This window comes from Arthrobacter sp. 05T47 (genome assembly GCF_056395825.1).
In genome coordinates, this window is record NZ_JBFTKG010000003.1 from 276,921 (window position 1) to 298,473 (window position 21,553).

Annotated in this window: 19 protein-coding genes; 9 read left to right on the plus strand and 10 right to left on the minus strand. The window is 68.0% G+C overall.

Going from position 1 to position 21,553, the window contains the following annotated elements:
• Nucleotides 1–2: 2 nt before the first annotated feature.
• The 5 genes from AC1DEY_RS05070 to AC1DEY_RS05090 all read right to left on the minus strand — a co-directional run bounded on the left by AC1DEY_RS05070 (nucleotide 3) and on the right by AC1DEY_RS05090 (nucleotide 6,459).
• Nucleotides 3–2,795 (minus strand): PEP/pyruvate-binding domain-containing protein, encoded by a 2,793-nt coding sequence (locus tag AC1DEY_RS05070; RefSeq protein WP_476867022.1) that lies wholly within the window; start codon nucleotides 2,793–2,795, stop codon nucleotides 3–5.
• A gap of 176 nt (nucleotides 2,796–2,971) precedes the next feature.
• Nucleotides 2,972–3,328 (minus strand): hypothetical protein, encoded by a 357-nt coding sequence (locus tag AC1DEY_RS05075; RefSeq protein ID WP_441408108.1) that lies wholly within the window; start codon nucleotides 3,326–3,328, stop codon nucleotides 2,972–2,974.
• A 117-nt stretch (nucleotides 3,329–3,445) separates the two neighbouring features.
• Nucleotides 3,446–4,501, minus strand: coding sequence for a zinc-dependent alcohol dehydrogenase family protein (locus tag AC1DEY_RS05080; RefSeq protein WP_476867023.1), 1,056 nt, complete (start codon nucleotides 4,499–4,501; stop codon nucleotides 3,446–3,448).
• A 102-nt stretch (nucleotides 4,502–4,603) separates the two neighbouring features.
• Nucleotides 4,604–5,230: a response regulator gene (locus AC1DEY_RS05085; RefSeq protein WP_476867024.1), complete on the minus strand. Its 627-nt coding sequence runs from the start codon at nucleotides 5,228–5,230 to the stop codon at nucleotides 4,604–4,606.
• Entirely contained in the window at nucleotides 5,227–6,459 is a 1,233-nt protein-coding gene (locus AC1DEY_RS05090; RefSeq protein WP_476867025.1) for a sensor histidine kinase, read from the minus strand. Before AC1DEY_RS05090 ends, AC1DEY_RS05085 begins: the two co-directional genes overlap by 4 nt.
• Before the next feature lie 220 nt (nucleotides 6,460–6,679).
• On the opposite strand from AC1DEY_RS05090, the gene AC1DEY_RS05095 reads away from it, so the two are divergent.
• Nucleotides 6,680–7,261, plus strand: a complete 582-nt coding sequence (locus AC1DEY_RS05095) for a GlcG/HbpS family heme-binding protein (RefSeq protein ID WP_476867084.1) — start codon at nucleotides 6,680–6,682, stop codon at nucleotides 7,259–7,261.
• 53 nt (nucleotides 7,262–7,314) lie between these two features.
• Nucleotides 7,315–7,989: an ankyrin repeat domain-containing protein gene (locus AC1DEY_RS05100; RefSeq protein WP_476867026.1), complete on the plus strand. Its 675-nt coding sequence runs from the start codon at nucleotides 7,315–7,317 to the stop codon at nucleotides 7,987–7,989.
• Between the two features lie 133 nt (nucleotides 7,990–8,122).
• Here AC1DEY_RS05100 and AC1DEY_RS05105 read toward each other — a convergent pair whose 3' ends face one another.
• Genes AC1DEY_RS05105 through AC1DEY_RS05115 form a run of 3 tightly spaced genes read right to left on the minus strand, consistent with a single transcriptional unit; the run spans nucleotide 8,123 to nucleotide 10,828 of the window.
• Nucleotides 8,123–9,328: an acetyl-CoA acetyltransferase gene (locus AC1DEY_RS05105; RefSeq protein WP_476867027.1), complete on the minus strand. Its 1,206-nt coding sequence runs from the start codon at nucleotides 9,326–9,328 to the stop codon at nucleotides 8,123–8,125.
• On the minus strand, nucleotides 9,325–10,035 hold the full coding sequence (locus tag AC1DEY_RS05110) for a CoA transferase subunit B (protein WP_476867028.1): 711 nt from the start codon (nucleotides 10,033–10,035) through the stop codon (nucleotides 9,325–9,327). The genes AC1DEY_RS05105 and AC1DEY_RS05110 overlap by 4 nt, the downstream gene beginning before the upstream one ends.
• Nucleotides 10,036–10,081: 46 nt before the next feature.
• The gene (locus AC1DEY_RS05115) at nucleotides 10,082–10,828 is read right to left on the minus strand and encodes a CoA transferase subunit A (protein ID WP_476867029.1); all 747 of its coding nucleotides are present in this window, start codon (nucleotides 10,826–10,828) and stop codon (nucleotides 10,082–10,084) included.
• Nucleotides 10,829–11,051: 223 nt separating this feature from the next.
• Here AC1DEY_RS05115 and AC1DEY_RS05120 point away from each other — a divergent pair, with 223 nt between their 5' ends.
• The gene (locus tag AC1DEY_RS05120) at nucleotides 11,052–11,822 is read left to right on the plus strand and encodes an IclR family transcriptional regulator (RefSeq protein ID WP_476867030.1); all 771 of its coding nucleotides are present in this window, start codon (nucleotides 11,052–11,054) and stop codon (nucleotides 11,820–11,822) included.
• A gap of 162 nt (nucleotides 11,823–11,984) precedes the next feature.
• Here AC1DEY_RS05120 and nadE read toward each other — a convergent pair whose 3' ends face one another.
• Together nadE and AC1DEY_RS05130 are read right to left on the minus strand one after the other, a co-directional pair.
• Entirely contained in the window at nucleotides 11,985–12,806 is an 822-nt protein-coding gene (gene nadE / locus AC1DEY_RS05125) for an ammonia-dependent NAD(+) synthetase (protein ID WP_476867031.1), read from the minus strand.
• A gap of 195 nt (nucleotides 12,807–13,001) precedes the next feature.
• The gene (locus tag AC1DEY_RS05130; protein ID WP_476867032.1) at nucleotides 13,002–14,030 is read right to left on the minus strand and encodes a LacI family DNA-binding transcriptional regulator; all 1,029 of its coding nucleotides are present in this window, start codon (nucleotides 14,028–14,030) and stop codon (nucleotides 13,002–13,004) included.
• Between the two features lie 244 nt (nucleotides 14,031–14,274).
• Between AC1DEY_RS05130 and AC1DEY_RS05135 the strand changes: the two genes are divergently transcribed.
• From AC1DEY_RS05135 to AC1DEY_RS05160, 6 genes are all read left to right on the plus strand, one after another.
• Complete coding sequence (locus tag AC1DEY_RS05135; protein WP_476867033.1) at nucleotides 14,275–15,120, plus strand: sugar phosphate isomerase/epimerase family protein; 846 nt, start codon at nucleotides 14,275–14,277, stop codon at nucleotides 15,118–15,120.
• Nucleotides 15,117–16,127, plus strand: a complete 1,011-nt coding sequence (locus AC1DEY_RS05140) for a Gfo/Idh/MocA family protein (RefSeq protein ID WP_476867034.1) — start codon at nucleotides 15,117–15,119, stop codon at nucleotides 16,125–16,127. Before AC1DEY_RS05135 ends, AC1DEY_RS05140 begins: the two co-directional genes overlap by 4 nt.
• A gap of 208 nt (nucleotides 16,128–16,335) precedes the next feature.
• Nucleotides 16,336–17,862, plus strand: coding sequence for an ABC transporter substrate-binding protein (locus AC1DEY_RS05145; RefSeq protein WP_476867035.1), 1,527 nt, complete (start codon nucleotides 16,336–16,338; stop codon nucleotides 17,860–17,862).
• 6 nt (nucleotides 17,863–17,868) lie between these two features.
• Complete coding sequence (locus tag AC1DEY_RS05150; protein ID WP_476867036.1) at nucleotides 17,869–18,810, plus strand: ABC transporter permease; 942 nt, start codon at nucleotides 17,869–17,871, stop codon at nucleotides 18,808–18,810.
• The gene (locus AC1DEY_RS05155) at nucleotides 18,807–20,678 is read left to right on the plus strand and encodes a dipeptide/oligopeptide/nickel ABC transporter permease/ATP-binding protein (protein WP_476867037.1); all 1,872 of its coding nucleotides are present in this window, start codon (nucleotides 18,807–18,809) and stop codon (nucleotides 20,676–20,678) included. The genes AC1DEY_RS05150 and AC1DEY_RS05155 overlap by 4 nt, the downstream gene beginning before the upstream one ends.
• The gene (locus tag AC1DEY_RS05160) at nucleotides 20,675–21,550 is read left to right on the plus strand and encodes an ATP-binding cassette domain-containing protein (protein WP_476867038.1); all 876 of its coding nucleotides are present in this window, start codon (nucleotides 20,675–20,677) and stop codon (nucleotides 21,548–21,550) included. The genes AC1DEY_RS05155 and AC1DEY_RS05160 overlap by 4 nt, the downstream gene beginning before the upstream one ends.
• Nucleotides 21,551–21,553 lie beyond the last annotated feature (3 nt).

Consider the following 21,553-nt stretch of genomic DNA (forward strand, 5'->3'; position numbering starts at 1 on the left):
GGTCAGCCGGCCAGGCTGCCGGCGGTTGCCGCAGGGAGCGGGGCGTCCACGTGCCGCACCGTTCCGGCGGATCCGTCCACGGTCACCCGCTGGCCGGTCCGCAGCCGGGTGGTCGCGTCCGGCACGCCCACGACGGCCGGGATGCCGTATTCGCGGGCCACCACGGCGCCGTGCGAGATCACCCCGCCCATTTCCATCACCAGGGCGCCGGCGGTCATGAACAGCGGTGTCCAGCCCGGGTCGGTGGAGGGTGCCACAAGGATTTCCCCGGGCTCGAGGCGGGCTCCCACCGGATCCAGGATGACCCGGACCGTTCCGGTGGCGGTGCCTGCCGACGCCGGTGTCCCGGTGAGGGCGCCTGAAGCGGGGGACTTGGCCATGACGGCGGCCTCCACGTCCGTTCCGTCGGAGAGCAGGAGCCGGGGAATCCGGCGTCGGCGCAGTTCGACGTCGTAGAGCCGGCGGCGGTCCGTGACGATGCCCTGGAGATTGGCGCCCCGCAAACCCACGCGGACCTCGTCGGCTTCCAGGAAATACACATCGTCCGCAGCGGCGATCGCACCGGAGCGGGCCAGTTCGGTGCCGATCGCGTTGAATTGGCGGTGCATCTCCGCCAGCGCGAGGACGATGTAGAACTTGGGCAGTTCGCGCAGCCCGGACAACTGCCGGGTCCGGTGCAGGCAGAATTCCACCAGCCGGGCGCGGAAATGGCTCCGGGCCCGGGTCCGTTCCACCAGGGTGCGGATCCTGGCCTCGGCATGTTCCTCGGCGCGGGCGAACTGCCGGTCGGGGGCCTGCTCGGGGTCCTCCACGTGCAGATAGTTCGAGAGCATGCCGAGGATGTGGTCCGGTTTCTCCGACCACCGCGGCATGCCGAGGTCGATCTCCGCCACGGCGCGGTGGCCATAGCGCTCCAGGAACCCGTGCAGGCCAGTCTGTGCCACCCCGGGCAGCGTGCCGGCCGCGTACATGCCGGCGAGCTCTTTCGGGCCGTGGGCCAGGAACGCCTCACGGGACGCATCATTCGAGCGGATCGTGACGGCCAGCTGCCAGAGTTCAAGGTCCATCTCGGTGGTGACGTTGTTGGGCAGCCCCCGCAGAACAGCCTCGAGTTCCCTCGGTTCGGCGATGCCGCGCAGCAGCCTGCGGGCCCCGGCCAGCAGGAGGTAGCCCACGGACGGCCCGGGCAGTGTCGCCGTGATCAGCCCGTCCACGGTTTGGTCCAGGATGCGCTGGGTATGGTCGAGCCGGCCGAAGGCGGTGGCCGGCTCGGGAAGGGCGAGCTCGGCTTCGAGCTGCTTTCCGTAGTCGAAGGCGTGGCGCAGTTCGGCGGCCGGCCGCACGGCGGCCCTCACCATGGATGGAACCAGCCGGACCGTCAGGCCCAGGCCTCCCAGTGCGCTGGGTCCGCGCGCTGCGGGCTTCCGTGCCGCGGGGCTGTCCGCTCCCGGCTTTCGGAGTGTCCTGCTCGCGGCTGCGCCGGGTCGTGCCCGCCTCGGCCGCCGCTCGCGCACGCCGAACCGCGGATCCTCCAGGAGCGCCGGGAAAACCGCGCCCGACCTCCCGTCAGCGAGCGGGAGTATCCGCAGCAGGTAGCGGCGGCCGTACTTGCTGCGCACCATGGCCGTCACGTCCACGTACATGCGCAGTCCCGGGTTGACGTACTGCCATGGCCCGTTGCGGTTTCGCATGGAGCCCAGCGCGGAGAGCCCCATGGGGGTCAGCGGCCGGGTCAGGCCCTGGAGCAGGCTGCCGCACAGGTACACGCGGGGTTCGACGGCGGCCCCCGACTCGGCGCCGAGGGGTTCCGCGGCTGCCGGGTCCGGCAGCGGATACAGCGTGGTGATGGGCCGCGATTGTGTCACCCAGATCTTGCCCGCGCCGTCGATCACCCATTCCACATCCTGGGGTGCGCCGAACAGCCGCTGGATGGTCTCGCCCAGGGCCGTGAGTTCGCGGATCCGGGCGTCGTCCAGGCTCGGACGCCGCCTTCCTGCGGTCCCATGCAGTGAGCGGAGCAGGACGCGTCCGGTGGCCGTGTCCGCGACGAAATGGTCCGGGTTGACGCTGCCGGAGACCACTGCCAGGCCCGGACCGGCGCTCGCATCGATGACCGTTTCGGTCCGCGTGCCCGTCACGGGGTTGGCCGTGAACAGCACGCCGGCTGTGGTGGCGCCGATGTAGTCCTGGACGACGACGGCGAGCCCGGCGTCGCCGTGGCTGATCCCGTTCGCGGAGCGGTAAGCCACGGCCCGTTCGGTCCACAGTGAGGCCCAGCAGCGCCGGGCCGACTCGACCACGGCGTCGGCCCCGGAGATGTTGAGGAAGGAATCCTGTTGCCCGGCGAAGCTGGCGAAGGGCAGGTCCTCGGCAGTGGCGGAGGACCTGACCGCCACGGTGGCCCTGCGGCCCAGCCCGGCATACGCGGCGCGGAGCGCGGCGTCGACATCGGCGGGAATAGGCGCGGTCACGATCATTTCCCGAGCCTGCCTGGCCAGTTCGCCCAGATCGGTTCCGGGGTCCAAGCCCGTGTGGCCTGGGCTGCCATTTTCTGGTGATTGCGGTGCTTCCTGCTGTGCGGCGTCCAGACGTGCGGCCAGTGCGTTCAGTTCTGCCGGGGCAGCCTTCCGGTAGGCGGCCGTGGTGAGGCAGAAGCCGCGCGGCACCGGGAATCCGGCCGCCGTGAGCCTGCCGAGGTTCAGGGCCTTGCCGCCCACGAGCGGCAGGGGAGCGGATCCCAGTTCGCTAAGATCCACGACGAGGCTTTCCGGTGCCCTGCCCTCTGCAGAACCCATATCCCTGCTCCCACGTCCCGTCCGCATGCCTAGGCCGCGTATTCAAGCCACGTCAATCAGCCAAGTTAGCCAAGATTCCAAGCCGCGGCCGGTCCGGTCCCCGGTCGCGTGTCCGGTGCGGCGCCTGTTCGGCTTCCGGGCCGGCGCGGCCACCTGTACCGGGCGATACTGCAGGCCTACTGGCCGGCGTCGTCCCCGCCGGTGTCCTCCCACATGACATCGAGGTTGCGGAAGACCGGCGGCCCGTCGCACAGGGCGGCCATCTTCGCGGCGAACTCGGAGGTCTCGGGCCGGTTGGAGTTCTCCATGGCCGACTCGTAGGACTCGAATTCAACGATCGTGAGGTAGGTGCCGGGGCGGTCGCGGTCCGCGGTAGCAAAGATGCGGCCGAACGTGGGGGCCGTGCTTCCCTCCGTTCTGGAGGGCCGGCCGAGTTCTTCAATCTCCTCGATGCGGGAGGTCTGAAATTCGATGATCTGCACAAACCTGGCCATGACGGCTCCTCGACGGCGGCGGATGCTGATGCGCTTCACGCTAGACCCTCGTCCTTGACCGTGCAAGGGCGGGCGCAAGGGCAGGTGGAAGAGGCACCTGTAAGGCAGGGACAAGCGGCGGCGCAGCAACCGGCGCCGCCGCCGTCGAGGGTCCTGCTACGGGGTCAGCAGGACCTTGATGGCGCGCCTCTCGTCCATGGCGCGGTAGGCCTCGGGCGCCTCTTCAAGGGGCATGACCGAGTCGAATACCCGGCCCGGATTGATGGTGCCGTCCAGCACGTCCGCCAGCAGTTCCGGGATGTAGGTCCGGGCCGGGGCCATGCCGCCGCCGATCGAGATGTTCGTGTCGAACAGGAAGCGCAGCGGGGCCTCGGCGCCGCCGGTGGGGACGCCCACAAAACCCAGGGCGCCGCCGGGACGGACACTGTGGAGGGCCTGCTCCATGGATTCCTTGGTCCCCACGCACTCCAGCACCGAGTCGGCCAGGACGCCGCCGAGCAGTTCGCGGACCTTGGCGACGCCTTCGTCCCCGCGTTCGGCGACGATGTCCGTTGCCCCGAATTCGCGGGCGATCGCCTGGCGGTCGGCGTGCCGCGACATGGCGATGATCCGCTCCGCGCCGAGGCGCTTGGCGGCCAGCACGCCGCAGAGCCCGACGGCGCCGTCGCCCACCACGACCACCGTGCGGCCGGGGCCGGCCTTGGCCGCGAGGGCCGCGTGGTGGCCGGTGGCCATGACGTCGGAGAGCGTGAGCAGGCTGGCGCGGAGGGCGTCGTCCGGGTCGGTGACGCCCGGGACCTTGACCAGCGTGGACTCGGCGAGCGGCACGCGGACGGCCTGGCCCTGGCCGCCGTCGATAGCCAGGCCGGTGTCATCCTTACCGCCCCAGCCGGCCAGGTGGTCGCAGGCGACCGTAACGCCGTCCAGGCACTGGGGGCACGCGCCGCAGCTGACCACGAACGGAGCGATCACGAGGTCGCCCACGGCAAGGTCTGTGATGTCCTCGCCGATGCTTTCAACGGTACCGATGAACTCGTGCCCGATCGCCGACGGCTTGTGGGTCGGCTTGACCCCGCGGTACGGCCACAGATCCGAGCCGCAGACGCAGGCGGCGGTGACCTTCACGACGACGTCGGTGGGCAGCTGGATGGTGGGGTAGTCGCGGTCTTCGACTCGGATGTCGCCGGGACCGTGGATGATGGTGGCGCGCATGGGTGCTCCTCGCATTGTGGTGGATGGGCTGGGAACGAGTTTAGTCCTCCCTGCCCGGCTGGCCATGTCGAGCCCTGCCTGCGTCCCTGGCCGAGGACGGCGCTAGCGCATGCCCTCTCGGCGGATCGCGGTGGCGATCGCCGCGGCCCGGGTTTCCACTCCGAGCTTGGCGTAAATGTGCGCCAGGTGCGTCTTCACGGTGGCCTCGGAGATAAACAGCCGCTGGCCGAGCTCACGGTTGCTGAGGCCTTCGATCAGCAGGCTCAGCAGCTCCGCTTCGCGCGGCGTCAGGATCTCGTCCGGGTTCCGCAACTGCTGGAAGAGCCGCGATGCCACCGGGGCGCTCATCACACTTTTGCCCTGGACCGCCCCGCGGATCGCGGCGAAGATCTCCTCCGGCGCGGCATCCTTGAGCAGGTAGCCCATGGCGCCGGCGTCGACGGCGCGGACAATGTCAGCGTCCGAATCGTAAGTGGTGAACACCAGCACGGCCTGCGTGCTGTTGCGGCGGCGCAGATGCTTGATGGCCTCGATGCCGTCCATGCCCGGCCCCATGGCGAGGTCCATCACCACCACGGCCGGGCCGAGCTGGTCCACCTGGACCAGCGCCTCCTCGCCGGAAGCCGCCTCGGCCACCACCTGGATATCGGGCTGCGTTCCCAGCAGTGCCCTGAGCCCGCTGCGGACTACCAGATGGTCGTCCACCAACAGCACGGTAATCGGACTCACTGTTCCTCCGCTGCAGGCAGTTGCGCGGCCACGATTGTCCCAACGCCTGGGGTGCTTTCCACCGAGAATACGCCGCCCAGTTGCTCCACCCGCTGGCGCATGGCCCGGAGCCCGTAGCCTCCGGCATCCGACGGCGGTGCCAGCGACTGCGGGTCGAAGCCGGCGCCGTCGTCGTAAACATCCAGGGTGACGGCGCCGGGCAGGAAGCCCAGCGTCACTGTGGCGCTGGCCGCCGCCGCGTGGAGCTTGGTGTTGGCCGCGGCGCTCTGGACCACGCGGAGCAGCGCGTGCCGGACGTCCGCGGGAACAGGGCGCGGCTCGCCCGTGACCAGCAGGCGCGCGCCCGGGACGTACTGGGACGCCGCCTGAAGCAGGGCATCGGGCAGCGGTGCCGTGTCCAGCCCGGGGGAGGCGAGCTCGTGGACCAGGCTGCGGGTGTCCGCCAGGTTCCGGCGCAGCATTCCGCTGGCATTCAGGACGTCCGAGCGGGCCGCCGGGCTGGGCCACGACCTGTTCGCGGCTTCCAACAGGAGGAGGCTGCTGGCCAGGCCCTGCGTCACGGTGTCGTGGATTTCCCGGGACACTCGCTCGCGCTCCTCGATGGTGCCGGCCCGGCGCTCGCTGGCGGCCAGCCGGCCCTGGGCCAGCGACACCTCGGCGTGCAGCCGGCGCTGCTCGGCGGTGTCCTGCTCGATCCGGTCGTAGATCAGCGTCAGCATGACGCCGACGGCCAGCGGCCCCAGGAGCATGGCAATATCGCTGCCGCCGCTGAGCCGGAACAGCCCCACTGCGGTGGCCGCCGCCGTCGCGCCGCCCGCCAGATAGGCGACGGTGCCGCTGAAGGCGGTCCGGCACAGGAAGAACAGCGCGAACGAGCACCATGCGAAGCTTGGCGCCGCGATCACCAGCACCGCCCACAGCGCCACCAGGACGAACATCCACACCGCCCACGGCCGGCGCCGCTGCGAGAGTACGGCGATCACGGCGTACAGCGAACACACCGCCGCGGCGAGGGCCAGCACCCACAGGTTGTCCGCGGGGCTGTGCCGCATCACGTAACGGACCGCCGACGCCACCAGCAGGACGGCAAAACCAAGATGGACGACGGCGTCAATCCGGCCCAGCGGCCCGCTTCCGGCAGCGGTGTTGTGCGGGACGGGCGCGGGGTCCGGTGCGGGGAGGGCTGGTGGAGAGGAGGGCGTGGGGAGGGCTGGCGGAGTGGAAGTCATGGGGTCCGGTTCGGGTGGGGGAGTGCTACCCACCATGCTAGGCGGGCCTGCCGTTCCTGGTCTCTCATCCATTCGGCTGATACGCCCAGCCCGATGGGGGAGGCTGCGGCAGACTAACGCCCGATGCCCTGCCAGGGTCCCGGGCGGAAGCATGGATTTCAGGCCCGGGGCACGAATCCGGGCAGTCCCCAGAACCTGATTCCAAGGAGTACCCGTGAAGATGTCCAAGAAAATCGCCGCATCCGCTGCTGTGGGAGCGCTGCTCCTGACGGGCGGGCTGACGGCCGCGGCCAACGCCGGCACCTCAGCCGTTGCTCCTGCGGAGGCGGCCGCTCCCGCCGCCGCTCCCGCCGTCGACATCCAGCCGGTTCCCGAAACCGTGGTTGCCCAGAACCGGATCAGCGTCGGCGCCTCCGCGGACGCGGTCAAGGCCGCGCTGGCCAAGTGCCAGGCGGACAAGCTGCCGTTCGTCACGGTGGCCGTGGTGGACAGGTTCGGGACCGTGCAGGCTTTGCTCCGCGGCGACAACGCTGCCGAGCACACCATTGAAGCGGCGCAGCAGAAGGCCTACACGGCTGCAGCCTTTGGCACGCCCACCAGCGAACTTGCCAAGCGCATTAACGGCAACGGTCCCAGCATCGCGGACCTCCCCGGCACACTCTTCCTGGCCGGCGGAGTCCCGCTCAAGGTCAACGGGGTCTCCGTGGCCGGGATCGGCGTGGGCGGCGCCCCGGACGGCATGCTGGACGAAGCGTGCGCAACGGCCGGCGCCCAGGCGATCGCTGCCGGGACCTCGAAGTAGGCTCCGGGTTCATGAAGCGGTTCCGGACATGGCGGCGGGTGCGGAAGGCATCCGTGGCATTCATCGCACCGGCAGTCCTGGCCGCCTGCCTGGCATCGTGCCGGGCCGGCGGAGATCCCGGCCCGCTGGAGTCACCGCCGTCGTCAGGTCCTTCAACGGTGACGGCGCCTTCAACGGTGGCGGCGCCGGCCGCCAGTACGCGTCCCGCCCTGTCACCAGAGGCGCAGGCTGACCTCGACCAGCGACTGATCCGGGCCGCAAAGTCCAATGATGCCGGGGCCGTGGCGGAGCTCATCCGGGCCGGGGGCAACGTCAACGCCAAGGACGCCATCCAGGACTCGGCGTTCCTCTACGCCGGGGCGGAGGGGTTCAACGAGGTGCTCCGGCTGACGTTGGCCGCCGGCGCGGACGTGCGGAGCACCAACCGCTACGGGGGAACGGCACTGATTCCGGCGAGTGAACACGGGCACGCTGACACCGTACGGATCCTGATCGCTGCGGGCGTGCCCGTGAACCACGTCAACAATCTGGGCTGGACGGCCGTGCAGGAAGCCATCCTGCTCAACAATGGCGGGCCACCCCAGCAGGAAGTCGTGCGCCAGCTCCTCGATGCCGGCGCGGACCCCGGCATCCGCGACCCCCAAGGCCGCACAGCCCTGGACAACGCGGAACGGCTGGGGTTCCGGGCCATCGCGAAGCTGATCCGGGAACGGAGCCAGCCGCGGTGAGTGCGGAATCTCCCCACCTTCGCGGCTCCGGTCCGCCCGGCGACGCGGAACACGCCGGTGGAGTGCGTCAAAAGGTGGGGATATTCGGCGGCGCCTTGGTGTCCGCGGCCCAGTCCCTTAGGCGGCCGAGTCCTTAGACGGCTTCGAGGACGCTGACGTAGTTCGCGATGCCCACACCGCCCATGTTCTGCACCGCGGCCCGGCGCGGGTTGGCCAGTTGCATGGCTCCGGCGGTGCCGGTGAGCTGCATGGCGGCGATGACGTGCTGGGAGACGCCGGTCGCGCCGACGGGGTGGCCTTTGGCCTTGAGCCCGCCGGAGACGTTGACCGGCAGCTTGCCGTCCTTGAAGACCCAGCCTTCCTCGAGCGCCCGGGCGCCCTGGCCGCGTTCGGTCAGGCCCATGGCCTCGTACATCAGCAGTTCGGCGATGGTGAAGCAGTCGTGGACCTCGGCGAAGTCGAGGTCATCCAGCCCGACGCCGGCCATCGCCAGGGCGCGCTGCCAGGAGGCGCGCGTGGCGGCGAATTCGGTCGGGTCCCGGCGCTCGGCCGGGAAGAAGTCGTTCGCCTGGCCGAAGCCGGCGAGCCGCACCGGGGCGGTGGTGCCGCCGGTGGGGGCAACGCTGAGGACGACGGCGGCGGCGCCGTCGGACACGGGGGAGCAGTCGGTGCGGCGCAGCGGGTCTGCCACCATCGGGTTCTTGTCCGAGACGGTGCGGCAGAATTCCTCACCGAGGTCCTTGCGGAGCTGGGCGTAGGGGTTGTCGACGCCGTTGCGGTGGTTCTTCGCCGCGATGGTGCCCAGGACGTCGCCGAGGGAGCCGTCGCCGAGACTTCCGTCGCCGTAGCGTTTCCCGTAGTGCTTGGCGACCTCGGCGAAGAGTCCGGTGAACCCCGTGGTGGAGGCCTTGCCGGCCATGTCGTAGTCCGCGCCGAGCAACGCCGCGCCCACGACGTCGGCCCCGGCCTGGGTCATCTTTTCGGCACCGATGACGAGCAGGGTCTTGGCGGTGCCGGCCAGCAGGGACTTGGTGCCCTGCTGGAACGCGGCGGAGCCGGAGGCGCAGGCGTTCTCGACCCGGGTGGACGGGACGTTGGCCAGCTGCTCCGAGACCTGGAGCGCGAGGGAGGAGGGGAAGGCCAGCGGCATCATGCCGGAGTTGAACTGGCCCAGGTAGATTTCGTCGATCTGGCCCGGCTCGATCCCGGCGTTGCCGATCGCCTCCGTGGCCACCTGCACGATCAGGGATTCCAGGGTCTCGTCCGTGAGTTTGCCGAAGCGGCTGTGTCCCCAGCCGGTGAGCAGGACGTCCTTGCCGAACTGTTCCTTCAGGCTCATGCCGTGGCTCCTTCGAATGCTGTTGTCTCTTCGGTTACTTCAAGTGCTTCGAGGGCGACATCGAACGCCGCCTCGGTCTTTTCGCGGATCTCTTCGACGGTGACGCCGGGCGCGAGGCGGGTGAGCGTGAGCTGCCGGCCGCCGCCTGTTTCGTTTTCAGGCTTGTCCAGGTCGAAGACCGCGAGGTCGCTGATGATGCGGTCCACGCAGCTCAGGCCGGTGAGCGGCAGCGTGCATTCGGTGACGATCTTGGCGGTGCCGTCCTTGGCGTTGTGCTCGGTGAGCACCACGACGCGCGGGGTGCCGGCCACCAGGTCCATGGCGCCGCCCATGCCCTTGACCATCTTGCCGGGGATGGTCCAGTTGGCGAGGTCGCCGTTCCCGGAGACCTGCATGGCGCCCAGGATCGCGACCTTCACGTGGCCGCCGCGGATCATACCGAACGAGGTTGCGGAGTCGAAGATGCTGCCGCCGGGCAGGACCGTGACGGTCTGTTTGCCGGCGTTGATCAGGTCCGCGTCTTCCTCGCCCTCATAGGGGAACGGGCCCATGCCGAGCAGCCCGTTCTCGCTCTGCAGGACAACGCGGACGCCGTCGGGCAGGTTGTTGGCCACCAGCGTGGGGATGCCGATGCCAAGGTTGACGTAGTCGCCGTCGTTCAGTTCTGCGGCCGCGATTGCAGCCATTTCATCTCGGGTCCAAGCCATGGTGGTTCTCCTAAAACGTGGGGTTGGGGGCGGCGCTCAGGCCCGGTTAGACGGCGACGGCGGATGCGGCGTGCGCCGCTTCCGCTGCCGCTTCAGGGCGGGCGCGGACGGTCCGCTGCTCGATGTCCTTGACCCGGGCGCTGGCCTGGACCAGGCGCTGGACGAACACGCCGGGGGTGATGATGTGGTTCGGGTCCAGCTGGCCGGGCTCGAGAATCACCTCGGCCTCGGCGACCGTCACCGCGCCGGCCGTCGCCACCACCGGGTTGAAGTTCTGCGCGGTGTAGCGGTAGATCAGGTTGCCGTCGGTGTCGGCCGTGTGTGCGTGGACCAGCGCGACGTCGGCCTTGATTGCGCGCTCCAGGACGAACGTCTCGCCGTCGAACTCCGCGAGCGGCTTGCCTTCGGCGACGAGGGTGCCCACGCCGGTCTTGGTGTAGAAGGCCGGGATGCCGGCACCGCCGGCGCGCAGCCGCTCGGCCAGGGTGCCCTGCGGGGTGAACTCCACCTCCAGCTGGCCGGCGAGGTACTGCTCCGCGAAAAGCTTGTTTTCCCCGACATAGGACGCGATCACCTTGCGGACCTGGCCGCCTTCGATCAGTACGCCGAGGCCCTTGCCGTCCACGCCCATGTTGTTGGATACCACCGTCAGGTCCTTCACCCCGGAGTCCCGCACGGCCTCGATCAGGTCAGCGGGGATCCCGCTGAGGCCGAAACCGCCGACGGCGAGCGTCATACCGTCCCGCAACACGTCCTGCAGCGCGGCCGCCGCCCCGGATTTCACCTTTGACATTGCATCTCCTCATTGAGCTCTTCTTGATTCCACTTGGTCCCACGTTGCAATCCACTTTGTGGACTCCATGTCTGATGAAGGAGCCTATGGTGTGTCGCGGACCACTGTCAATGCGAAAAATTCCCGCAAAATGGCGGAGTTTTACAGTGTGGACGCTATGCTTGCGAGTATCCACTATGTGGATATTCGCACGATGAGTTCCCGAAATGACGTGAGGTCAGAAATGAATGCGACACCGATCCAGGGCGCCCAGGTGGTCAGCCGGGCAGCCAGCCTGCTGCGCCTGGTCGGCCGGAAACCCGAGGGCTGTCCGCTGGTGGAGCTCGTGCGCGAATCTGGACTGACCCGCCCCACGGTGCACCGCCTGCTGAGCTCCCTGGCAGCCGAGGGCCTGCTGGACCAGGATCCGGGCAGCGGCAACTGGGTCCTGGGCCCGGAGATCCTGCTGCTGGGGTCCGTGGCCTCGGCGCGTTTCCCCCTGGAAGAGATCGCAAGGCCGAGTCTTCGCCGCCTCGCCGAAGAGACCGGCGAGAGCGCGTTTTTCTCCATCCGCCGCGGCAACGAGACGGTGTGCCTGCTGCGGGAGGAAGGCAGCTTCCCGGTCCGATCGTTCGTGCTGCACGAGGGCGTCCGGTTTCCGCTGGGCGTGGCCTCCGCGGGCACCGCCATTATGGCGTTCCTGCCGGACGAAGAGCAGGAAGAACTGCTCGGGAACTGGGCAGTCCACGCCGGCAGCTTTGCGGCCGCGCACACCGAAGCGCTCGTCAGGGAGAACCTGGAAGCGACGCGGCAGGCCGGCTATTCGGTCAACCCCGGACTGGTCCTGGAAGGCAGCTGGGGGATGGCCGCGGCGGTCTTCAACCAGCGCGGGCTTCCGGCCTGGGCGCTCTCGCTGACCGGCATCGAGCCGCGCTTCCGGGAAGACCGGCGCCCGCAGCTGGGGCGGCTGCTCATGGACGAGGCCCACCGCATCTCGACGCTGCTGCAGGCCTAGCGGTCAGCAGGAGCCCGGCGTCGCGGGTCACAAGCCGTCCCGGGGCACATTGGCGCGGACACGCCAGAGTGGGGCGCTTCAGCAGGTTATCCGGGGCTCAAAGTGCCCCCGGATCGCCGCCGCGCCACGAGGCTCTGGCTCAAAGTGCCCCTGGAACGACGGCTATTTCCACCAGGTGTCGAAAATCGTCACCGGGACGGTGCGCTTGTGGCGGGTCCGCAGGTACATCGCCTCGATCCGTTCGGCAGCGGCGTCGGGTACGTCGCGGCCCTCGAGGTAGTCATCGATCGTGTCGTAGCCCAGGCCGAGCTCGTCCTCGTCGGTGCGGCCGGGCTTGCCGTCCAGCAGGTCCGCGGTGGGGATCTTTTCCCAGATCCGGGCCGGAGCGCCGAGATCGGCCAGCAGCGCACGGTTCTGCCGCTTGTTCAGTCCGAACAGCGGCAGGATGTCTGCTCCGCCGTCGCCGAACTTGGTGAAGAAGCCGGTCACGGATTCGGCGCCGTGGTCCGTGCCGATCACCAGGTAGTTGTGCTCGCCGGCCAGGGCATACTGGGCGATCATCCGGGTCCGGGCCTTGGTGTTGCCCTTGTGGAAATCGGAGATCTCCGCGCCTACGGTCTTCTGGAACTCGTCCTCGAAGCCGTCCACGGCCGCGGAGATGTTGAACGTCCATTCGGTCTTTGCGCGCACGAAGTCCAGGGCAGCCTGGGCGTCGTCCTCGTCGTGCTGGACACCGTAGGGGAGCCGTACCGCCACGAAGTTGGCCTCGACGCCCTCGGCCTCCAGCTCCTCGACTGCCAGCTGGGCCAGCCGTCCGGCCAGGGAAGAGTCCAGGCCACCGGAGATGCCCAGGACGAAGCCCTTGGTGTGGGTGGCCTTCAGGTATTCCTTGAGGAACGCCACGCGTTTGCGCACCTCCCCGGCGGGGTCGATCCGGGGCTGCACGCCCATTTCCTCGATGATCTTCGCCTGGAGTTCACGCATGCCTCACAGCCTAGCCAGCGCTGTCAACAACCCTCAACTGTTGCGGCCGGCTCGGCGCGGGCTGCGGATCCGGGTGGCCGCTACGTTTTCGGACACGCGCTGCCCGGGTCCCCTGCGCAGCGGTCCGAAGCCGGCGCACCTGGCCGGAACCGCCGTGAAAACGGGGCCCCGCCGAGCCCGCCCACTCGAATCGGACTAGCGCTCGTCCTGCCGCGCCGGCCCAGTCGAGCCGCGGACCGTCAGGTGGGTGGGCATCACGGACCGGTTCCGGATGCCGCCGCCGGCGAGCGGGTTCAGCTGGGCCAGCAGCATGGAGACCGCCACGCGGCCGGCCTGTTCGATCGGGGAGGCCATGGTGGACAGCGGCGGATTGCAGAAGTCCGCGCCAAAGATGTCGTCGCAGCCCACGATGCTCATGTCCTCGGGTACGCGGATGCCGCGCTCGCGCAGGCGCTGGAGCATGCCGATGGCGATCAGGTCGTTGAACGCGATGCATGCCGTGACGCCACTGTGCACCGCGGCGTCCGCTGCCGCCGCGCCGGACTGTGTCTTGGGGGCGAACGGGCCGAGCCGGCGGACCTGCACGCCGCGCTCCTCGGCCGCCTCGGACAGCGCAGTCCACCGCCGTTCGCTGGATTGCGATGTCAGCGGGCCCGCCACATAGGCCACGTGGGTGTGTCCGAGTGAGATCAGGTGGTCCAGGGCCTGGCCGGTGGCGGACGGAGTGTCGATCAGAACCGCGGGAACGCCGGGAACGTCACGGTTGATGGCGACCATGGGCATCTTGGCCGCCGCGTCCAGGAGGGCGTCGTCGGTGAGCCGGGATGCGGCGACGATGATGCCGTCGGCGCTCTTGCGCAGCTGCTCCACGGTGCTGGCCTCGACCTCGTCGGATTCCTCGGTGTCCACCAGCAGCTGGGTGTACCCGGCCGCCTTGAGCTGGAGCTGGGTGCCCCGGATGAGGTCGAAGTAGAACGGGTTGGTGATATCTGGGACCAGGACCCCCACCGCGCCGGTGCGGCCGGAACTGAGCGCTTTCGCCTGGCTGTTGGGCGTGTAGTGCAGCTGGGCCGCGGCCGCCTCGATCCGCTGCCGCGTCCTGATGTTGACGCGGTCCGGGGTGGAAAGCGCCCGGGAAACGGTGGAGGCCGCCACACCACAGAGCGCGGCGATGTCATGGATGGTGGCCGGGCGGTCCACTGCTGCTGGTTGCGTCGTAGCCACGGCGCTCCTCTCTGAACGTGGTGGCCGGGCCGTGATGGCCGGGTCGGATGGGCGCTCCTGTGACTGTCGCCACAGAGCCGCTCAGCCAAGAATGCCACAGATTGTCAAAGTTTGGCAATCGGTTGTCAATCAATGGCGGCCCTAGCTAGACTGGGCCTTACACCGTTTGTGAACTGCGTCACCGCGCTGGAGCCGGCTGGAGCCGGAAGCTGCCCGCGGCGGCCGCGAAACCCAGGAGATCCGCGTGAGCAAAACCCCAACAGTCTGGCCACTCTCAGGCTTCGGCGACGAAATAGATCCGGATCCGGCAGTTCAGGCCGCCGTGCTGCTGGCACTGGGCGCCAGCCACATCGAGGTGCGCAGCGCGTGGGGCACCAACGTCTCCGAACTGGAGCCAGAACAGGTTGCCCGGCTCAAGGAAATCCTCGATGAGAAGGGCCTGAAGGTCTCGGCCGTGGCCAGCCCCATCGGCAAAGTGGACATCAGCTTGCCGGTGGAGCACGAACTCGAACGGCTCCGCCAGATCATTTCCGTGGCCAGGGGGCTGGAGACCAAGTACGTCCGCATCTTCTCCTTCTTCCGGGCGGAAGACCGCAGCGCTGAAGACATCCGCGGGGACGTCCTGGTCCGCATGGGCGCCCTTGCGGCGCTCGCCGAGGAATCCGGCGTCGTCCTGCTGCATGAAAATGAAAAGGGCATCTACGGCGATACCCCGCAGCGCGTTCTGGACATCATGGAGTCGGTGAACTCACCCGCGCTGCGTATCGCATGGGACAACGCCAACTTCGTCCAGGTGGGCGTTAAGCCCTTCACCGAGGGCTACGCCATGCTCCGTCCCTACCTCGAGTACTTCCAGGTCAAGGACGCGCTCGCCACCACCGGTGAAGTGGTGCCCTCCGGCCAGGGCGACGGCGAGCTCGACGCCACCATCGCCGCCCTCGCGGCGGACGGGTACTCCGGCTTCGCCTCGCTGGAACCGCACCTGGCCAGCGCGCACGAGCTGGGCGGCTTCTCGGGTCCGGTGGCGTTCGGCGTCGCGGCGCGCGCCTTCGCGGCGCTCGCGGCAAAAAACGGGGTTGAACTCTCTTGAATAAGACGGCGGCGGTCATCGGCTGCGGCGATGTTTCCGCAGTGCACTTCGAGGCGGTGGCAAAGCTCGACGGCGCCACGCTGGTTGCTGTCTGCGACTCGGATCCGCAGCGGCTGGCCGCCGCGGAGGCCGCGTACGGGGTCCCCGGATTCGCCGACCACCTGAGCCTGGTTGAGGCGGTTCGGCCGGACGTGGTGCACATCTGCACCCCGCATGACCAGCACGCCTCGGTGGCGGCGGACTGCCTGGAACGCGGCGTCAACGTCATCGTCGAGAAGCCGCTGGCGCATACCCTGGCGGAGGGCAGGCGGCTGGTTGAGGCAGCCTCGGCAGACCGGGCGAAAATCGCGGTGTGCTTCCAGAACCGCTACAACGCGACGGCGCAGGCCATGCACGCCCTGCTGTCCTCGGGCGAGTTGGGGGCCGTGGTGGGGGCGTCCGCAACGGTGATGTGGCAGCGCTCCGCCGAGTACTACCAAACCCGGCCGTGGCGGGGGACCTGGGCCGGCGGTGGCGGCGGGCTGATGATGAACCAGGCCATCCACACCGTGGACCTGCTGCAATGGCTGGTGGGCGACGTGGTCACCGTGACGGGCAATACGTCCACGCGGTTCCTGGGCGGCACCATCGAGGTCGAAGACACCGCTGAATTCGTTGCGGAGCACGCCAACGGTGCCCGCAGCGCGTTCTATGCCACCCTGGCCAATGCCTTCAACGCGCCGGTGACACTCGATGTGGTGACCGAGAATGCCGTGCTGAGCCTGCGGGGAGACCTCACGGTGACGCATGCGGACGGGCGGGTGGACCTCATCCCGGAGCGCCAGAGCGAATCCGGCGGCCGGTCCTATTGGGGTGTCTCGCACGAGCTGCTGATCAACGACTTCTATGGCCGGCTGGACGAGGCGGAGCCCTTCTGGATCAGCCCGGCAGAGGCCGAGAAGTCGCTGCGGATCATCAAGGATGTCTACCGGCAGAGCTACCCGGAGTCCGTGGCGCAGGTTTCCTGAGCCTTCAAATACAACCGGTTGCGCTTCCCTTGTGCCCCATTTGAGCTGTCCCTTTGCACATTTTCAAAAGTAATGTTGCAACTCCTTTGACAATCGGTTGCCAAGATCGGCAACACTGCGTACTCTGAATCTCACAAGGCCGGTGTGGCTCACGCCACACCGGCCTGATTCGTAAACATCAGGTCCCACAGATTCAAAGGAGCCAACAATGAAGTTAGGTCCCAAGGCGGCAGCGTCCGCCCTCATCCTCAGCGCGGCGATGGCGTTGACCGCGTGCGGTGGCACCGCCAATTCCGGCGCGGCCTCAGGCACTGCGGCAACAGCCCTGACGATCGGCACCATCCAGGACGTCCGGTCCTGGGACCCCGCCCAGGCACACGTCGGACACGTCCTCCAGCCCTACCAGGCCGTCTATGACACCCTGATCCTGCGCCAGCCGGACGGAAAGCTCAGCCCGATGCTGGCCACGGCGTGGAAGTACAACGCCGCCAACACCAAGCTGACCGTGGATCTGCGCACCGATGTCACCTTCAGTGACGGGGCCAAGTTCGACGCAGCGGCCGCCAAGGCCAACATGGACCACTTCAAGAAGGCCAACGGCCCGCAGATGGCCCAGCTTGCCTCCGTCCAGGACGTCGCTGTTGTGGACGCGGACACCATTGACATCAACCTCACTGCCCCGGACCCGGCCCTGGAATACTTCCTCAGCCAGGCCGCGGGCCTGATGGGCAGCCCCAAGGCGCTCGGCACCGAGGGCATCAAGACCGAACCGGTCGGATCCGGCCCCTACGTGATGGACAAGGCAGCGTCCGTCAAGGACTCCCAGACGGTGTTCACGGCCCGCAAGGACTACTGGAATAAGGACCTGCAGAAGTACCAGAAACTCACGTTCAAGATCCTGACCGACCTGACTGCCCGCACCAACGCCCTGGTCTCCGGCCAGGTGGACGCCACCATCCTGGACCCGAAGACCGGCAAGCAGGCCGAGGGCGCCAAGATGCAGCTGGCCGCCAACGAGGTCGACTGGCAGGGCCTGCTCCTCCTGGACCGGGACGGTGCCAAGAACCCCGCACTGCAGAACGTCAAGGTCCGCCAGGCCATCAACTACGCCTTTGACCGCAAGACCATCCTGGACCAGGTCATGCTGGGCCAGGGAACCCCGACGTCCCAGCCGTTCGGCAAGGCCAGCGGTGCCTGGACCGAAGCGCTGGAGAACTACTACACCTACGACCCGGCCAAGGCCAAGCAGCTGCTGAAGGAAGCCGGCTACGAAAGCGGCGTAACCCTGGAAATCCCGAGTGTTCCCGGCTTCGAAACCCAGATTTCGGTGGTCCAGCAGCAGCTCGCAGACGTTGGCATCACCCTGAAGGTGGGCGCCGCGCTGACCAACACCTTCACCTCCGATGTTGCCGCGCAGAAGTTCACCACCATGTACTTCTCCCTCTTCCAGGGCCAGCCGACGGTTGCCGTCAACCAGATCATCTCCACCAAAGCGCTCTACAACCCGTTCAAGAACGCGACGCCGGAGCTGGACGCCAAGATTGAGGCCGTGCGCGCCGGCGGTGCCGACGCGGGCAAGCTGGCCCAGGAGGTCAACAAGTACGTGGTGGAGCAGGCATGGTTCGCGCCCCTCTTCCGGGTGAACCAGATGTATTACCACAACGCCAAGGTGAACGTAACGCCGCAGATCCAGCAGGCGGTCCCGTCCATCTACAACTACTCACCGGCCAAGTAGGACCCCATGATTAGGTTCATTGCGAAAAGGCTGGGCAGCGGGCTGGTGGTGCTGGTTGTTGTCTCGGCACTCACCTTCTTCCTGCTGTATACCTCCAGCGGGAGCATCGGCCGGAACATCCTGGGCGACCAGGCCACCGCTGAGCAGGTGGCGCTGAAAGAACACGAGTTGGGGCTGGACCAGCCACTGCTGGTCCGCTACCTCGCCTGGGTTCTCGACGCCTTGAGCGGCAACCTTGGTGCTTCCTGGTTCACCTCGGAACCGGTGGCCAACTCCCTGGCCAGCCGGATCCCGGTGACCATGACCATGGTCTTCGCCGCAATGATCCTGATCGCCATTTGTGCGGCACTGATCGGTGTTGCCGCAGCGGTCAAGCGCGGCTGGGTGGACAGGGTGGTCCAGGTTGGCGCCATCATCGGCGACTCCATTCCAGGGTTCGTCATCGGCGTCATCCTGGTCACCATCCTGGCCATCCAGCTGGGCCTCTTCCCGGCCACCAGCACCATCTCCCCGGACGCGGGGGCCGACGCGTGGGTCTATTCCATGTCGCTTCCGGTGATTGCCCTGCTCATCAACGGCGTCACCGGCGGCGCGCAGCAGATCCGCAGCGCCGTCATCAAGCAACTCGAGCGTGACTACGTCCGCACCCTGCGCAGCCGCGGGATCGGCGAGCGCGAAATCCTGTTCAAGCACGTCCTGCGCAGCGCCGCCCCGGCCGGCCTGACCGTCCTGAGCCTGCAGCTGATCGGCATGCTTGGCGGCGTGGTGATCATCGAGCAGATCTTCGCCCTTCCCGGCATGGGCCCGCTGGCAGTCGCCGCTACCGGCCAGTCGGACCTCCCGGTGGTGATGGGCGTCGTGATGTACACGGTCGTCGTCGTCATTGTCGTGAACCTGTTGGTCGACATCCTCAATGGCTGGCTCAACCCGAAGGTACGTGTGTCATGAGCGATTCTGTAGAAACCGCGGCCACCGCCGCCGCACCCCAAGCCCCGATTCATGCAGGGCAGAGCGGAACGGTGGTCCGTTCCACCGTCATCCGGCGCCTGTTCAAGAACCCCCTGGGCATCGTGGCCACGACCATCCTGCTGGTGGTCGCGCTCCTGGCCATCCTGGCTCCGGTCCTGGCGCCCTTCGACCAGAACTACGCCAACATTGCCAAGACGCTCGCCGCCCCGGATTCGGTCAACATCCTGGGCACGGACAGCGCCGGGCGCGATGTCTGGAGCCGCCTGTTGTTCGGTGCGCAGCTGACCCTGCTCTCCGCCCTGCTCTGCGCCGGAGTGGCCATTGGCATCGGCCTGCCGGCCGGCTTGATCGCCGGCTACTACGCCGGCAAGTTCGAGGCCGTCTCCAACTGGGTGGTCAGCATCCTGATGAGCCTTCCCGGGCTGATCGTGCTGTTGACCATCCGGGCAGCCTTTGGCCCCTCGGTGTGGATCTCCATGATCGCCTTCGGCATCCTCATCAGCCCGTCCTACTTCCGGCTGACCCGCACGGCCGTCCAGTCGGTCCGCAACGAGCTGTACGTGGACGCCGCCCGGGTCTCCGGACTTTCGGACCTGAGCATCATCGCGCGGCACATCTTCTCCGTGGTGCGGGCCCCCATCATCATCCAGACCGCGGCCATCGCCGGGGTGGCCATCGCCATCCAGTCCGGCCTGGAATTCCTCGGCCTGGGCGATCCCACCAGGGCAACCTGGGGCGTCATGCTCTCCGAGGGCTTCAAGAACGTCTACCTGAACCCGACCCTGCTGTTCTGGCCGGCGCTTGCCATGGCACTGACCATCGGAGCCCTCGTCCTGCTGGGCAACGCCGTCCGCGACGCCCTCGAGGACGGCGAAAAGATCAGGCACCGCAAGAAAAAGGCAACGCTGGAAGGCTCGACGGCGGCGCCCGCCGCCGCGCGCACAGTACGTGCCGCTGGCGGGAGGCCCGCGGTCGCCGTCGAAACCGGAACCGAGCACCACCTGGTCAAGGTGACCAATCTCGGCGTCGGCTATCCCCAGGCGGACGGTTCCATCAAGAAGGTAGTGGACGACGTCTCCTTCCACGTGGACCGCGGCGAGATCCTGGGCATCGTGGGCGAATCCGGCTCGGGTAAGTCCCAGACCGCCTTCTCCATCCTCGGGCTGCTCCCGGACAATGCCCGCATTGTGGCCGGCTCCATCCAGTTCGACGGCAACTACACCGTGGTCCCGGGCGAAGAACGGGTCAGCCAGGAACGCCTGTCCAAACTGCGCGGCAAGCGGATTTCCTACATTCCGCAAGAGCCCATGAGCAACCTGGACCCCGCCTTCACCATCGGCTACCAGCTGGTGACGCCCATGGTGCGCGTCCTCGGGATCTCCAAGGCCGAGGCGAGGAAGCGGGCACTGAAACTGCTCACGGACGTCGGCATCGCCAACCCGGAACGGACCTTCGCCGCCTACCCGCACGAAGTCTCCGGGGGCATGGCCCAGCGTGTGCTGATCGCAGGAGCCATCAGCTGCGAGCCGGACCTGGTGATCGCCGATGAGCCCACCACGGCCTTGGACGTCACGGTGCAGGCCGACGTGCTGGACCTCCTGCGCGAGCTCCAGCAGCGCCTGAACATCGGCGTGATCCTGGTGACCCACAACTTCGGCGTGGTCGCTGACCTCTGCGACCGTGTGGCGGTCATGCAGAACGGCCGGCTCGTGGAGGAAGGATCCGTGCGCGACATCCTCCGCAATCCGCAGGAACCCTACACACAAACGCTCCTGGCATCGATGCTTGAAGGCAAGGAACCCATGTCCATGCTCGTTTCAACCCGGCAGAAAGAGTCAGTCGCATGAGCACCACGGATAGCGCGCCGCTGCTCGCGGTGGACCAGCTGGTGGTGGAGTACCCCAGCAAACACTTCCGGGCCAAGCCCTTCCGCGCCCTGACGGACATCAACATCACCATCGGCCGGGGCGAAACCCTGGGCCTGGTGGGGGAGTCCGGTTCCGGCAAGACCACCCTGGGCCGGGCCATCCTGGGACTGGCACCGGTGACCGGCGGGAAGATCAGTTTCGACGGCAAGGACATCAGCCACGCCACCCGCAAGGACCGGCGGGTCCTCAGCCGGGATCTGCAGGTGGTGTTCCAGGACCCGTACACCTCGCTGAACCCCGCCCTGGAGATCGGCGACATCCTCGCCGAACCCCTCGGCGTGCAGGGCATGGAGGCCGCGGCAGCCAAAAAGCGCGTGAAGGAACTGCTGGACCAGGTGGGCCTGCCCTCGGATGCCATCAACCGGCTGCCGCGCGAATTCAGCGGCGGGCAGCGCCAGCGGGTGGCGATCGCCCGCGCCCTGGCGCTCTCGCCCAAGCTGATCGTCTGCGATGAGCCGGTCAGCGCACTGGACCTCTCTACCCAGGCCCGCGTGCTGGACCTGTTCCTGCAGATCCAGAAGGACACCGGAGTGTCCTACCTGTTCGTCTCGCACGACCTCGACGTCGTCCGGCACATCAGCCACCGCGTCGCCGTGATGTACCACGGCGAGATCGTCGAACAAGGCCCGGCCGGCGTCGTCACCACCGATCCGGACCACCCCTACACCCAGCGGCTCCTGCTGGCGTCCCCAGTACCCGATCCGGACCGGCAGGAAGAACGCCGGGCGGATCGCCACCGGCTGCTGGAAATCCAGCGGCAACAGAGAGAACAGGCAGGTGCCCTCGCCTAGCGC

What these genes read in the sequence shown, in the direction of transcription:
- AC1DEY_RS05155 (WP_476867037.1), top strand. Translation starts at nt 18,807, where the DNA reads ATGAGCGATTCTGTAGAAACCGCGGCCACCGCCGCCGCACCCCAAGCC.
- AC1DEY_RS05120 (WP_476867030.1), top strand. Translation starts at nt 11,052, where the DNA reads ATGAATGCGACACCGATCCAGGGCGCCCAGGTGGTCAGCCGGGCAGCC.
- AC1DEY_RS05090 (WP_476867025.1), bottom strand. Translation starts at nt 6,459, where the DNA reads ATGACTTCCACTCCGCCAGCCCTCCCCACGCCCTCCTCTCCACCAGCC.
- AC1DEY_RS05110 (WP_476867028.1), bottom strand. Translation starts at nt 10,035, where the DNA reads ATGGCTTGGACCCGAGATGAAATGGCTGCAATCGCGGCCGCAGAACTG.
- AC1DEY_RS05095 (WP_476867084.1), top strand. Translation starts at nt 6,680, where the DNA reads ATGTCCAAGAAAATCGCCGCATCCGCTGCTGTGGGAGCGCTGCTCCTG.
- AC1DEY_RS05150 (WP_476867036.1), top strand. Translation starts at nt 17,869, where the DNA reads ATGATTAGGTTCATTGCGAAAAGGCTGGGCAGCGGGCTGGTGGTGCTG.
- AC1DEY_RS05070 (WP_476867022.1), bottom strand. Translation starts at nt 2,795, where the DNA reads ATGGGTTCTGCAGAGGGCAGGGCACCGGAAAGCCTCGTCGTGGATCTT.
- AC1DEY_RS05115 (WP_476867029.1), bottom strand. Translation starts at nt 10,828, where the DNA reads ATGTCAAAGGTGAAATCCGGGGCGGCGGCCGCGCTGCAGGACGTGTTG.
- AC1DEY_RS05105 (WP_476867027.1), bottom strand. Translation starts at nt 9,328, where the DNA reads ATGAGCCTGAAGGAACAGTTCGGCAAGGACGTCCTGCTCACCGGCTGG.
- AC1DEY_RS05080 (WP_476867023.1), bottom strand. Translation starts at nt 4,501, where the DNA reads ATGCGCGCCACCATCATCCACGGTCCCGGCGACATCCGAGTCGAAGAC.
- AC1DEY_RS05145 (WP_476867035.1), top strand. Translation starts at nt 16,336, where the DNA reads ATGAAGTTAGGTCCCAAGGCGGCAGCGTCCGCCCTCATCCTCAGCGCG.
- nadE (WP_476867031.1), bottom strand. Translation starts at nt 12,806, where the DNA reads ATGCGTGAACTCCAGGCGAAGATCATCGAGGAAATGGGCGTGCAGCCC.
- AC1DEY_RS05160 (WP_476867038.1), top strand. Translation starts at nt 20,675, where the DNA reads ATGAGCACCACGGATAGCGCGCCGCTGCTCGCGGTGGACCAGCTGGTG.